This window comes from Cedecea sp. VD22, from assembly GCF_037150195.1.
GTDB lineage: Bacteria > Pseudomonadota > Gammaproteobacteria > Enterobacterales > Enterobacteriaceae > Cedecea.
On the sequence record NZ_JBBCPX010000002.1, the window covers coordinates 270,249 to 284,288 of the forward strand.

The following is a 14,040-nucleotide window of genomic DNA, read 5'->3' on the forward strand; positions in this document are numbered from 1 at the left end:
AATAATGTGAGCGGTTCAATCGAGTATTACCGGGCTGCCCTACGATTAATATCATCGCCCGCTTTAACTTTTGTAAGCCCTGGATGACATTGGTGTCAGCCTTAGCTGAAGGGCTGACAGGCATCCGTTTGCCAATATCTATTATTACCCGCCGCTGGAGAAGGCATAAACATTTAGCCTTTGCCATGTAGTCGTCCCCCTACATTATCACCATGGAGAGACTACAGGTAACACATCGCCCGCTGACTATTTCTGTTATTCACCGCCCCCTATTATATTTCAACGCAAGACAGCATCACCTTGCGAATAAAGAAGATGTCCGCCATCAGTAATAGCTTTTGTTTGTCCCAGGCTACGCAAGCGATTATTAACGCCGAACATCACTGACCTTTTCACTCGGTTTGAGTGACGGTAAAACATTTAATTAAAGATAAAGGAATTTTGATATGCGTAAATCTTTCTACACTCTGGCCCCTGCCGCACTGCTGATGATGGCCGCGATTTCTCCGGCTCACGCCGCGGGCAAGAACGCCACCCTGACAGTTACTGCGAACGTTACGGCTGCGACCTGTGACGTGGTGCTCGGTTCACCGGCGCTGGAGTTGGGTAGCTTTACCGCGACTGAACTAGCCACGGCGATGGCTCCGGTAAATACTCAAAAAGTCGATGTTTCTCTGAAAAACTGCAGCACGCCGACTACCAAAAATGTGGCTAACTTCATTGTTACCGGCGCCACCACAGCCAGTAATTCAGCGGTATTTAATAGCGTGGCAACCTCTGATGTCGGTGCATTGGTCAAAGACGGGGCAACCATCGTTAAAACTGGAGATAAAGTGCTGCTGAAAGATTTCTCCGCTCACCCAACTATGCCAACCGCAGCTGAATTAGGTGCACTGAATAAAAGTTTTGATATTAGCCTGACCAGCGCCATTGATAACCCAAAAACCAAGGGAAGCATTCTCGCGCCAATTACTTTCCAGTTTGACTACAACTGATTTTACTCTTATTTGGCGGGTGCCGTTGGCCCGCCGCTCAATAAAGGTTAATTTAATGACTCGTTATTTCCTGCATATATCACTTGTCACCGCACTATTTTCGGTGACGTCGGTCTCTCAGGCTGAGGGCTTTGGGATTAACACCACCCGGCTGGTATATCCCCAGGGAGCAGGAAGTATCAACGTCACGCTGAGGAACGGCAGCGCCGCACCAATGCTGGTGCAGTCGGCGGTTAGCCGCGTGTCATCCCATGCCGAACCGGCACCTTTTACCGTGATTCCCCCGCTGGTTCGCCTGGAACCCAACAGCAAGCATAACCTGCGTATTCTGGAAAATAGCGCCAGTCTGCCCACTGACCGTGAATCCGTGTTCTATTTCCGCGCCACCGCCATTCCGGGCAGCAAACAGGGCGCCGGTGAAAACGACAATCATCTGGTCCGCTTTGGCATCGGCAACAGCATCAAGCTGTTCTACCGCCCAAAAGGCTTGCCGGGCACCGCGCTGGATGCACAAAAAAACCTGCAGTTCTCCCGAGTGAACCAGGGCTTAAAAGTGACCAACACCTCGCCTTACCACGTGAGCTTTGCCCATCTCAGCCTGGAGGGGAAAAACCTGCCGCTGGATAAAGCGGATGCCAAAATGATCGCCCCCTTCGCCAGCTATACCTGGCCGCTGCCCGCCACGAAGGGCACGGTGAAGTGGATAACTATCGACGATCACGGAGGCGACAATGCGTTTAGCCAGAAGCTGCCTTGAGGCATCGGCGGGCCTGCTGTTGCTGCTGGCTTTCTCCGGGCTAAATCCTGGTCACGGGGCGTTAACCGTGATCAATTTTTCCGCCAACCTGGTGCCCGGCAGCTGCGAATTTGAACTTGATATCCCTAAGCTGCTGCTGGACCCGGTGCTGCCTGCGGAACTTAAAGCCACCACGCTAATTGGCGCCAAAAAAGTGGAACTGCAGATTTCAAACTGCAATGTCTCCACCTCGCTGAAGCCCTTTATCAGCGTCAATGGCAAGGGGCAAAACCTCGGGAAATGGGCCTTTCGCGATGACGCGACGTCCACCGCCAAAAATGTCGGCGTGATGCTGGTGAAAAGCGATACCCCGCCGGATTACGGCCATACGCCGCTGACCGACGGCGGGAAAGTAACCTTACAGACCGCGGGCGATATTGTCCCGAATCAGACCCTTAACTTTTATGCCGGGCTGATCTGCGGCACATCAACCAACTGCGGGACGGCAACGCTGGGCGCTGTGAACGCCACCATCGAGTTCACCCTCAACCACCCCTGAGGTCATGATGAAATTGCTGAGTCTTTTATGCCGCGCTTCGGGCCTGGCGGGCCTCCTGTTGCCGCTGATCGCCCAGGCCGAAGGCGGGATTGCGCTAACAAAAACGCGGCTGGTGTTCAACGCAGCCGAAAAAACGCAGACCCTGGTCGTTAAAAATAACAGCGACAGAGCCTGGCTTATCCACAGCCGAAGCCTGGCCACGCTGGATGGGGCTGACGCCGGCACGCCGTTTATTGTCACCCCGCCGCTGTTTCACCTGGCCGCAGGGAAAGAACAAACCCTGCGAATCATGCGCAAAGAGCAGCCGCCTGAGCAAGATCGGGAGTCGCTGTTTTACCTCTCGATCAAAGCCATTCCGGCCAGTCAGCAAAGCGACGCGGCGGCCCAGGTCTCGGCGGGCCTGCGTTTTAACCTCAAGCTGCTTTATCGCCCGGCAAAGCTGAAGCTCGACAATGAATTACCTGCCTGCGATTTGCGATTTTCCCGTAGCGGGAACGGGCTGAGCGTGCGTAATCCCTCACCCTACTTTATCACCCTTGGGACGCTAACCCTTGACGGTCAACCCCGCCAGGCCGACGCCTCCCCGCTGATGCTGCCGCCTTTCGGCAGGCAGGTTTTAGACGCGGCGGGACCCACACGCCATGTGACATGGCAGGCGGTGGACGATCGCGGCGGGCTGGCCCCGCTCTGCAAGGCCGACGCGGCCCCTAAGGAGTTACCATGAAGATAAGACATACCTTCTCCTGCTTGCTGGCGCTGTTCGCTCTGCTGCAGCCTGCATTGGCCAGCGCTGAGCCGGGCCACGCCGGCAAGGGCCTGACTTATTACGTCACCCGCGTGGTTTACCCGGCGGCAGAGAAAAAAGGCGTCACGCTCACGGCGCACAACAAAACCAGCCGGTCGTGGCTGGTGCAATCCTTTATTCGTCCGGTCGATCCGGCGACCGGCAGCATTGATATCCATAACGCCCGCCACATTAATGCGCCCTTTATCGTCACCCCGCCGCTGGAGCGCCTGGAGGCCAACGGCGAGCTGACCGTGCGCATTCGCCGAAATGCGGAGCCACTGCCTCAGGATCGCGAATCGGTCTTTTTCATCGCCATGAAAGCCATTCCTGCCGAAAAAACGGACGCTAAACCACAGAGTGAAAACAAGGTCGTGCTGGCGGTCGTGAACAGCATGAAGGTCTTTTATCGCCCCGAAGGGCTGGAAAAGTATGCCATCGAGGATGTTGCCGCGAAGCTGAGTTTTACCCGCCAGGGATACACCCTGATTGCCAAAAACCCCACGCCCTACTGGCTGACCTTTGCCCGCCTGAGCGTGGGCAAAAATACCCTGGATAAAGCGCAGCTCCGGCTGATGGTGCCGCCGAAAGGCGAGCAGACCTACCGCTTCCCGCAGGGCGCCGCTGGCCAGATTGAGTGGCAGCTGATTGATGAAGACGGCTGGCATACCGAGCCGCTGAAGCAGGACTAGCCGGGGCCGATGACGCAATGGAAACCAAAATAATGAAACCAAAAAATCCGATCCTCAAACTGCTCTCAAGGCTGGTCAGCCTTGCGCTGCTGGCCCCGCTGTCGCCCGCGTTCGCCGAGGACTATTTTGACCCGGCGTTCTTAACCTTAAACGGCGTGCCCGCGCAGTCCGTCGACTTAAGCGTTTTCTCAACCTCGGGCAAGGTACCGCCGGGCAATTACGTTGTGACGGTGAAAGTTAACCGCACCGACATGGGTCAGCACGCCATTGATTTTGCCGAGGATGCTCAGGGCAGCGTGGTGCCCCAGCTGACGCCCGCATTTTTACGCGAGGTCGGGGTGAATACCCAGGGGCTGGAAGCGTTTCGCACCCTTGAGGATGACAAGGCAACCCCGCCGCTTGGCGACCTGATAGAGCACGCCAGCGCCCGGTTTAACTTTGCCAAACTGGAGCTTGAGCTGAGCATTCCGCAGATCGCCATGCAGCCCAGCGCGCGCGGCGTAGTGGACCCGGAACTGTGGGACCACGGCGTGCCGGCGCTGCTGTTTAATTACAGCCTCAACGGCAGCCGCAGCAGCCAGCCGGGCGGCAGTGAAAACACCAATTTGTATGCCAGCACGAGTCTGGGCGCCAACCTGCACGCCTGGCGGCTGCGCAGCAACGCCTACTGGACGCGTAGCGTGCAAACCTCGCCGGGCCAGGCGGGGCAAACTTATCAACACACGAATTTTTCCAATACTTATCTGATGCGAGATATTGCGGCATGGCGATCGGAGCTGCTGGCGGGGGAAAGCAGCACCTCCGGGGACGTGCTCGACAGCGTTCCTTTCCGGGGGATCAGGCTGAGCTCGTCCGATGAGATGCTGCCCTATGTGCAGCGCGGCTTTGCGCCGGTTATTGAAGGCATCGCGCAAAGTAACGCTCGCGTCACGGTGACGCAAAACGGTTCGATTATCTATCAGACCTACGTCGCCCCCGGGCCTTTCCGTATTGACGATCTGAACCAGACCGGCCAGGCCGGAGAGCTGACGCTGTATGTTACCGAAGCCGACGGCACCGTGCACAGCCAGACAATCGCCATCTCTTCAGTGCCGGTGATGCGCCGTCCGGGCAGCGTAAAATATGAAGTAACCGCCGGCCGCTATAACGGCGGCATTACCGTGGGATCGCGCGAGGCTGAGTTTGTGCAGGGCACCGCCATCCTCGGCCTGCCCTATGATTTCACCCTCTACGGCGGGGCGCTCACGGCGCGGGATTATTTCTCGCTGGTCACCGGCGCGGGCGTCTCGCTGGGGAAACTGGGGGCCGTCTCGGTTGACGTCACGGCCTCGCGCGCCAAAATACCCGGCATAGAAGCGCAGCAAAAAGGCGAGTCTTACCGGCTGCGCTACGCCAAAAGCATGCTCAGCACCGGCACCACCATCGATCTGGCCGCCTACCGCTACTCGACCAGCGACTATTACAGCTTTTCAGACTACAACAGCCTCGGCTATCAGCTGAAAAAAGAGACCCAGCCGTGGGCGCTGGCCCGGGCGCGGTCCACCTTCCAGCTTTATATGAGCCAGCAGCTGGGCGGTCTGGGATCGGTGTTCGTATCGGCCGCCCGCAACGACTACTGGGGCAAAAGCAAGGTCATGAATACGCTCTCCACCGGCTACAACGGCAGCTACCGCGGCGTCAGCTACGGCCTGGCCTACACCATCGACAGAACCCAGGGCGACGGTAACTGGCCGGAAAATCGCCAGCTGGCCTTCAACATGATGGTGCCCTTCAGCCTGTTCAGCGCCTCTTCCGCCCTGAACCGGGTCTATGCCACCTACCAGACCACCCGCAGCAACACCGGCCAGGTGCAGCAGATGGCCGGCCTGAGCGGCAGCGCGCTGGACTCCAGCCTCTCCTGGGGCGTGCGCCAGGGCTGGAGTAACCAGCAGGCCCAGAGCGACAGTACCTCGCTGAACGGGGCCTGGTCCGGCAGCAAAGGTTCGGTATCGGCGGGCTACAGCCAGGCAAGCGGCAGTCGCTCGCTGAACCTTTCCGGCAGCGGCGGCATGGTCATCCATCCGGGCGGCGTGACGCTCAGCCGGTCGCTCGGCAGTTCGATAGCCATTGTCCATGCCCCGGGCGCGGAAGGCACACGCGCGGGCGTAGGCGGCACCACCATTGACGGCTTCGGCTATGCCGTAGTGCCTTATTTATCTGACTATCAGGCGAACAACATCAGCCTCGATCCGTCGACGCTGCCCGATGACGTCGACCTCACCCACTCCAGCAATACCGTCTACCCCACCAAAGGGGCGGTAGTGATGTCAAAGTTCAATACCCGCCTGGGCTACCAGGCGTTAATCACCCTGCAGCACGCGGGCGCAGCGGTGCCCTTTGGCACCACGGCCACGCTGGTTAACACCGCCGAAGGTGAACCTATTACCGGCATCGTCGGCGACGCCGGGCAGGTCTATATGAGCGGCCTGCCGGAGCAAGGCAGCCTGTTACTGAAGTGGGGCCAGCAGGCGACCCAGCAGTGCCGGGCCAGCTTTAACCTTAAAAACCAGCAGCCTTCCGCGGCAAACCCGGTCCGCAGCCTGACGGCTGTCTGCCAGTAACGAGATAATGACAGATGATGAAACGATTACGGATTAACCCCCTGGCTCTTATTGCGGCAGCGCTGTTGCTCTCTGACGCGCCCACCGCACAGGCCAAAGATACAATCACCATTGGCAAAGGCTCCGGAATTTTATGGGCTGGGTTTAATGGAGATGTGGCGATATATGGAAAATTAGAGGACGGAAAAAGCATGTCTCCTGAGGGCTACGCTGCTCTGTCTGATAAACCCTACGAATGTATTGAGGCGAGCAAGCTAAAAGAGATCGCTGGCGTACTGGCTTACGAAATTGCGCCCGGCGTTGGGATTGCGCCACGTATCAGATTTTATAGCGATGTCTGGCAGGCGGGTTTCTCAAACAGGGGAAGCATCAGCGGGAATTTTACCACTGAAGGTGGTTCTGCCGAAATTAGAGGCAATACAATTAGCCACACCCAGACGCTCCCTCTGAAGCGACCAAGAACAACTGACCGGCAATGGTGCTTTACCATGGCTCAAACTGACAGGTGGGACGAATTTCTCGAACGGAGCCAAGACAGATACCTAAGCTTCCGGGGGCACTGGGTCATTGTGGCGGACGGGACGCAGAAGATGCAGCGCGGCATTCGTTTCCCGGATATTCACGCGGCATCCTTCACCCCGGACCGAACGGGAAATTTAAGGGAACCCTGGTTCCCGGCGGGTACCACGCTGCGCATTTCCACCCTGGAGTGTAATATTGATACGCCCCGGGATATTAATTTTGGCGATGTACCGCGGAACCTGAATCGAAACGCCGAACTGGCGGTGCAAACGGTGAACTTTAATGTGGACTGCACTCAGGATGTGGACATCGAAGATACCAATATAGAGGTGCGCTTTAACGCGCTCAGCGGCTTGCACAAAAACTCAGAAATTAACAAGCTGGCTTTCGGCGATCCTAACGGTGCCTATCTGACCGGGACTTTATCCGGCGAGCCGGAAGGCTTCTGCGGTACAGCGAATGGCGTAAAATTTGATACCACGCCACTAGATATAGGCATAATGGGTGCGACCGACACCATCAAACGCTTCCCCTATAAGATGACGTGGCGGCTTTGCTCCGGCGGCGATAAATTGCAGACAGGCGAGATCAAAGCCTCCGCCGAGGTGCTGGTCACCTTCAATTAAGTGCTGGCGTAACGGGCCAACAAGGAACCGTTAAGCCGCTTCTATACCGATAAACCGCGCGATTGCCCGGTTCAGAGCGCTAAGTTTTTGAGTCACGTCCACAAACTCTGCGTTTATCGCTTCGCGCTCTGCTTCTTTCGCACACCGCTGTTCCAGGGCGTGGCACGCCTCGGCCACATCGTTCGCCCCCACGATCCGCGCGCTGCCCGCCAGGCGGTGCAGGCTCTGCGCCAGCCCCTCCAGGTCCCCCCGATCCAGCTGCTGCCGGACGCGACCGGCGTCACGCTGGTTTTCATCATAAGTTGCTTTGAGTAATCCACGGAGCAGCTCTGCGTCATGACTGGCCAACGCCCTTAGCGCCGGTAAATCTACCAGTATCTCCAGCTCGAGAGCCTCGACCTGGGCACTGGTTTCCTGCCGGGGAATGCGGTTTAACACCGCTTCAAGCTGCGGGAGCCGAAGCGGTTTGAACAGGCAGTCATCCATTCCGGCTGCAATGCAGCGTTTGCGTTCTTCCGGCTGAGCGTTGGCGGTCAGCCCGAGGATCACCAGCGGGCTGCGCTGCCCGGCCCGGAGCCGGCGGGTGAGCTCCAGGCCGTCCATGACCGGCATACTGCAGTCGGTAATCACGAGCTCAAATTCTCCGGTCGGGTACAGTTCCAGCGCCTGCGCCCCGTTTTCAGCCTCGGTGACCCGGTGCCCCAGGCGCAGAAGCTGCTGTTTTAACAGCAGGCGGTTGGCCGGATGATCGTCCACCGTCAGAATATTAAGCGGCGGCAGAGCGCTGGCCTGCGCCTCATTCTCACCGGCCTGCACCTCTTCGCCGTCCCGGTAGTTAACCGGCACGCAAACTTCGATCCGCGTGCCCTTCCCGGCCTGGCTGTGCAGGGTAATGGTCCCGCCCATCATGGTGATCAGCTGCTGGCAGATAGCCAGCCCGAGGCCGGTGCCGCTCTGTTTTTTCCCCTCTTCTGACTGGACGTAAGGGTCAAAAATGGTGGCCTGTTCCGGCTGGGGAATGCCGATGCCGGTGTCCGACACGGAGAAGACCAGCTGCCCCTCGCCGCCATCTGCCGGGCAGCTGACCTGCACGGCCACCGAACCCTGGGGCGTAAATTTAATCGCGTTGCTGACGAGATTGGACAGGATCTGCCGCAGGCGCATCGGATCTATCCAAATTTCATCGGGATGGAGTGGATCGACATGGCAGCTTAGCTGGAGCCCTTTCTGCCGCGCCAGGCCCTCAAAAACTCTGACAATCGGCGCGGCCAGAGAATCAAACCGGACCCATTCCGGGGTAAGCTCAAGTTTGCCGGACTCGATTTTCGCCATGTCGAGAATGTCGCCAATCAGGCCCAGCAGCGACTGGGCTGATTCGTAAGCCACGCGCACGGCCTCGGCCTCGTTCTCCCGCGCCCCTTTGCTGGTAACCGCCAGCTCCAGTAAACCAATAATGGCGGCAATTGGGGTGCGGATTTCATGGCTCATGGTGGCGAGGAAGGTGCTTTTACTGCGGTTGGCCTGCTCCGCCTGTTCGCGGGAGCGGGAGGTTTCCATCAGCAGCCGATCGTGTTCCGTCATATCCTGCCAGCTGCATATCAGCCCGGCGATACGCTGGTTTTTATCCCGGAAGGCCACGGTCTGGTGCAGGATAGCCCGCGCTTCAGCGCCGTTATTGACCAGAAAACGCTGGGGCGAGGCCGCCAGCCCTTCGGGAGAATCGAGCCCCGGTTCAAGCTGCTGCCAGACCGCAGCCAGCGGATGTTTATCCTCGCTCAGCGGCTGCTGCAGAAGCTTACCCGGCATGAGGTCAAAAAAGCGTGCAAACGCGGCATTGCTGTTGATAATGCGGCCATCTCGCCCGATGACGTACACCGGCACCGCCGTGCCGTTAAACAGCGTTGCCAGAAACGTGGCCTGCTCCTGCAGCCGGGCCTGAGCCTCTTTGCGCGAGCGGTTGGCGCGCTGCAGGTAATACACCCATACCAGCGAGGTGAGCACCAGCGCCGAGAAGATGGCGGCCAGCCAGTAGAATTCGTGCCGGTACTCAGACCAGGTATCCAGCTTAACGTTGGGCGTCGTCTGCCATTTATTGACAATAAGCGAGATGTCGCGCGGCGGAATATCCGCCAGCGCCTTGTTCAAAATCGAGTAAAGCTCAGGGCTGTCGCGCCCGACGGCAAAGCCAATCAACGCGGGTTTATCGGCGACCCTTGCCGCAATTTTGAGCTGACCCGGGAAGACATTTTCAATCATGTAGCGGGCGCCGATCAGGTTATGCACCGCCCCATCAGCCTTGCCGTCGGCCACCATTTTCATCGCCACGCTGCCGCTCTTCGCGTCGATGAAGTGTATTTGCGGGTACTGTTTTTCAAGCTGCCCACGCAGCACGTTGTCCGGCGTGATGGCCACCGTTTTAGCTCCGCTAATGTTAGCCGCCGGAGCGGCACGACTCTCTTTGACGACAAGGACGAATTCCGGCTGCACATAGGGGCGCGTCAATAGCAGCTGTTTATCGCGATCCTGGCTGAAGCTGACGGCGGCAAACAGGCTGGCCCTGTGCTTTGCCACTGTGGCCAGCATATCCGGCATGTTGTCTGCCGTCACGGCGGTGAAGTTCAGCCCGGTACGCAGATGAATCAGCCGCAGCACGTCCGCAGCAATGCCCTGAAACTCTTGCCGGGCATTTAGCTGAGTAAACGGCGCGTCCAGCGGATTGATCACCACGCGCAGATCTTTGTTCTGCGCCAGCCACTGCGTCTCGCGCTCGCTCAGCGGCAGCGTGGATTCAAACAGCCACAGGTTTGGCCCCTGACTCCAGTGGCGGAATATAACCTTGTGCTCCACCGGCGTGAGCGCCCCCAGCACGGTATTGACCGCCCGCATCAGCACGCTGTTGTCCTGTTTGAAAATAAAGCGTGCGCCGTTGCTTCTGTCGGGCAAAATATCGACGATAGACAGCGTGTTAATGAAGTTGCGTTCTATCAGGAAGCTCGACAGGGTAAAGCCGCCGATGTAGTAATCATTTTCGCCGAAGGCCACCGAGGACATGCCGTTTGGCGCCGTCGGGAATACCGTCACCCTGGTGCCGGGATAGCGCTGTTTGGCCCAGGCTTCGCACTGGCAGTTTTCCGCCACCGCAATGCGAGCCCCTTTTGACAGCTTGACCGGCGCGGCAATGTCCGTCTGGCGCGAAACCAGCACCGGGCGATCGGGAATAAACGGCTGACTGTACGCCAGCCCTTGCGGGGCAGTTATCTGGCCGGTGCCGTCATCCACCAGCATATCCACCTTGCCCTGGCGCACGGCATCCAGCGCCGCATCACGGCTGGCGTAATTCAGGATTTGAAACCGCACGCCCAGGTAGCGCATCACCAGCAGCACGTAGTCGGCGGAGATGCCTTCGTAGGTCTGCTCGTCCGGAGACATGTTAAACGGTGGGGTGGCGGGCTGATAAATGGCGATATTGACGAGGCGCTTTTCCCCTAACCAGCGCCAGTCGCTGTCGCTCAGCGTGAATTTCAGCGGGGCGACGGTTTCCCGGCTGTGAAGCGTCATTGACTTCGGCTCTTCCGCCCGCAGGACGCCCAGAGATAAGCTCAATAAAAAACAGCAAAGCAGCAAGGCGCGCATCACGGCGTCAGTCCAGGTTATGTTTTTGGGTAAAATCGTACAGCTCGATCATCGTTTTCAAGCCGAGCTTAGCCATCAGGCGACTTTTATAGGTACTCACGGTTTTGTCGCTGATGTTCATCTGGCGGGCAATGTCGACCACCTTCACGCCTTTAGCCAAATGCCGCAGGACATCCAGCTCCTTCGCCGACAGCTCGCCCAGTTTGTCTTTATCTGCCGCCGCATCACCGGCGGCAACATCACTCCTGGCCAGATGCCGGGGGAAATAGCCATAGCCGCTGCGGATCGCGCGCACGGCGTCGCTGAGTTCGGAAAGATTATTCTTTTTGCTGACAAACCCGTCCGCGCCGGCGCTGGCACAGCGGCGAATGTAGTGATCGCCCTCTTTGCCGGTGAGTACGAGGATCCCGCCGCTAAACCCGTCGCGGCGCATTCTCTGCACCACGTCAATGCCGTTGACAGAGGGAATATCAATATCGACGATCACCAAATCCGGGGTATTTTTCCTGACCAGCTGAATGGCCTGCAGGCCATCATCAGTTTCGGCAATAACGGTCAGGTTTTCCTTCTCCAGTACCATTCTTACCGCCAGCCTGGCGACAGGATGGTCATCAACAATCAGTACGTTTTTCATTTATTATCCTGTTGGGCTGGGGAAGAAAAGCTAAAGTCACGTTGTCAGTTCGCTTTAATTATCAGTGTAATAGGAGTTTCACGCCTAAGCAATTGCCGACGCTGTCATACTTTCCCTACACCCTTTCTATCTTATTCCTACGCGCAATCCAGCGCCGACTGATACAGCCCTAATCTTTTCCTCATTACCCTGTAAGCACTTATATTCCCGCTCGCCTTAGAGCGGCTAATTTGGCTGGAAATAGCTTATGGAAAAAAATATAGCCGAAGGTAAGGCTGTCGCGAAAAGTAACCCGCGCGTTTTAATCTTCGACCCCTGCGGGTATGCCGCTTTCGGTCTGGCCAGACTGTGCGAAAGCGAATTAGAGAGCCAGGTGATTGGCACTCCCCAGACTCTGCCACACTTCCTGGAGCTGATGATTGAATCGAAGCCAGATATGGTGATTTGCGGCATTGACCCTCGGGCCAATGTTCTGCCGCAGCTGCTGAACATGCCTTATTATCCGTCGTGCAGGTATGTTTTGCTCACGGACGCCGAATCAGTGGCCCTGAGCCGGGCGCTACAAACGGCCGGGTTTTATGCCGTGATCGATAAAAGCATGCCGCTGCGCAAGCTGACCGGCGTCCTTCGGCAAGCCCTGGTTAATCCTTCCCGGGGAAACATCCGCAGAGATGCCAGATTTTACCTCCCGGAAGAACGCTATATTCTCGGCGCGCTGCTCAACGGCGACCGGTTAGCGCTTATCGCGCGTAAGATGGGGATCCCCTATCGGGCGGTTAGCCGCTATAAACATACCGCGCTACGCAGAGCCGGGCTGAAAAGCATTAACCAGATTTTGTCTGCATAAACGGGTCGGAGAAAGTTGGATGACGTCAGTATTCATCTGATCGGATAATACGCCGCACATACTTGTACGGCTTGACCGTCCTTCACTACAGACTGCCGGTCAGGAAATTACTACAGGTATTATTTTTAATAGGCCAGCCTTTAGCCTGAGGTAGACTGATTTCTTCCCCCGGCCTCTTGGTATAAAGTTTGTTCAAATACTCTGCATCCGCATTATTGGGGATCTCAAGTACACGGTCATAGCGAAGGTAATGACAGTCGCAAAATAGTTAAATTCAATCCATGGGTCTATTACTTGGTGGTTCTGTGGTGCCGCCACGGCAATCAGCATATTGTGATTTTTGAGATACCTCCCTTTTCTTACGTTAGGTACTGCTTTACCGTTAAGCGCTGAGCCTAGCTCAGATGCCGGAACCATTCAAAGTTACACGTCGCACTCCTTGTGCGTGCTCACCTCTCGCCACAGCGCAGATAACCAGGTCAGCGAATCATCGATCAGCATCCGCTTTTCGCTCCCAGGCCGCCAAATCGTCACCATAGTCTGGCTAATACCTTCATTGCCCACCACCGTGGGAATAGCCATAACATTTTTCCAACGCACCGCCTCAAAATGAGTCGGTAAAAATCCCCATCCGCACCCGGCTTCCATCAGGCTACGCAGCATTTCAAGCTCATTGGCCACAATGATATTCCCGGAGATTTGCAGCCGCCGCGCCATTGGTACGTCGCTTGTGGAGTGCATCACCACCTGTGGCGTCAAAGAAAGGTCAAGCAGTGAACACGGACGTTTGGCCTCTTCAAACAGCGGCTCTGCGGCGTAAAAATCCATGTCGATGGCCCCGAGCGCACGCCACTCCATGTCGCTGCCGACGCTGTGATTGTTGGCCTGAAAGAAGCCCAGATCGACCTCCCCGCTCGCCAGCGCTTTTTCGCCTTCCGCGCGCGAGGTGCATCTCAGACTCAGACGGATCCCCCGCGTCGCCATCCGCGTAATTAATGCCTTCAAAAAACGGCGGGGTGTAAAGGGGTCGTAGGCGACGCCCAGCTCCTGAACCTCCGTTGACGGCACCCGACGGGCAAACTGATCGAATGCTCTTGCCTGACGCAACAGCAGGTGCGCCTGGCGATGAAGCTGTTCGCCTTCTGCTGTCAGCTGCAGCGATCGCCCCTGGCGGGCAAACAGCGGGTAGCCAAAGCTATCTTCCAGCAGATCGATAAGATCGCGCAGCGTGGTGCGATCTTTCTCCAGCTTCATCGCAGCTTTCATCAGACTGCCGTGTTCCGCAACGGCAGTGAAGGCTTCAAGTTGAGAAAAAGAGTAAGACAATGACGGCACGCTGGGCTCCTTTTGCCGTGTTTATGGGGGATTATCCCCCATTACGCGTTTTTTATTATAGTGCCGTCATTTTTATA

General features: G+C 57.2%; 11 protein-coding genes. 8 read left to right on the plus strand and 3 right to left on the minus strand.

What is annotated here, in order from left to right:
• The first annotated feature begins 446 nt into the window (after positions 1–446).
• From WFK85_RS07350 to WFK85_RS07380, 7 genes are read left to right on the plus strand one after another with little or no spacing between them, the layout of a single operon-like run.
• Entirely contained in the window at positions 447–995 is a 549-nt protein-coding gene (locus WFK85_RS07350) for a type 1 fimbrial protein (protein WP_166992518.1), read from the plus strand.
• 55 nt (positions 996–1,050) lie between these two features.
• The gene (locus WFK85_RS07355; protein WP_336707096.1) at positions 1,051–1,752 is read left to right on the plus strand and encodes a fimbrial biogenesis chaperone; all 702 of its coding nucleotides are present in this window, start codon (positions 1,051–1,053) and stop codon (positions 1,750–1,752) included.
• Complete coding sequence (locus tag WFK85_RS07360) at positions 1,727–2,290, plus strand: fimbrial protein (RefSeq protein WP_336707094.1); 564 nt, start codon at positions 1,727–1,729, stop codon at positions 2,288–2,290. Before WFK85_RS07355 ends, WFK85_RS07360 begins: the two co-directional genes overlap by 26 nt.
• A gap of 4 nt (positions 2,291–2,294) precedes the next feature.
• The gene (locus tag WFK85_RS07365; protein ID WP_336707092.1) at positions 2,295–3,014 is read left to right on the plus strand and encodes a fimbrial biogenesis chaperone; all 720 of its coding nucleotides are present in this window, start codon (positions 2,295–2,297) and stop codon (positions 3,012–3,014) included.
• Positions 3,011–3,766, plus strand: a complete 756-nt coding sequence (locus tag WFK85_RS07370) for a fimbrial biogenesis chaperone (protein WP_336707090.1) — start codon at positions 3,011–3,013, stop codon at positions 3,764–3,766. The genes WFK85_RS07365 and WFK85_RS07370 overlap by 4 nt, the downstream gene beginning before the upstream one ends.
• Positions 3,767–3,798: 32 nt before the next feature.
• Positions 3,799–6,366 carry a fimbria/pilus outer membrane usher protein gene (locus WFK85_RS07375; RefSeq protein WP_336707088.1) on the plus strand — a complete coding sequence of 856 codons (2,568 nt, stop codon included), beginning with the start codon at positions 3,799–3,801 and terminating at the stop codon, positions 6,364–6,366.
• A gap of 14 nt (positions 6,367–6,380) precedes the next feature.
• On the plus strand, positions 6,381–7,514 hold the full coding sequence (locus WFK85_RS07380; protein WP_166992534.1) for a hypothetical protein: 1,134 nt from the start codon (positions 6,381–6,383) through the stop codon (positions 7,512–7,514).
• A gap of 30 nt (positions 7,515–7,544) precedes the next feature.
• Here the strand turns inward: WFK85_RS07380 and WFK85_RS07385 are convergent, their stop codons facing one another.
• Together WFK85_RS07385 and WFK85_RS07390 are read right to left on the minus strand one after the other, a co-directional pair.
• Entirely contained in the window at positions 7,545–11,147 is a 3,603-nt protein-coding gene (locus WFK85_RS07385) for an ATP-binding protein (protein ID WP_336707339.1), read from the minus strand.
• 7 nt (positions 11,148–11,154) lie between these two features.
• Positions 11,155–11,781, minus strand: a complete 627-nt coding sequence (locus WFK85_RS07390; protein WP_166992536.1) for a response regulator — start codon at positions 11,779–11,781, stop codon at positions 11,155–11,157.
• Positions 11,782–12,028: 247 nt separating this feature from the next.
• On the opposite strand from WFK85_RS07390, the gene WFK85_RS07395 reads away from it, so the two are divergent.
• Positions 12,029–12,628 (plus strand): response regulator transcription factor, encoded by a 600-nt coding sequence (locus WFK85_RS07395; protein ID WP_166992539.1) that lies wholly within the window; start codon positions 12,029–12,031, stop codon positions 12,626–12,628.
• A gap of 423 nt (positions 12,629–13,051) precedes the next feature.
• On the opposite strand, the gene WFK85_RS07400 is transcribed toward WFK85_RS07395, so the two are convergent.
• Entirely contained in the window at positions 13,052–13,963 is a 912-nt protein-coding gene (locus tag WFK85_RS07400) for a LysR family transcriptional regulator (RefSeq protein ID WP_166992543.1), read from the minus strand.
• Positions 13,964–14,040 lie beyond the last annotated feature (77 nt).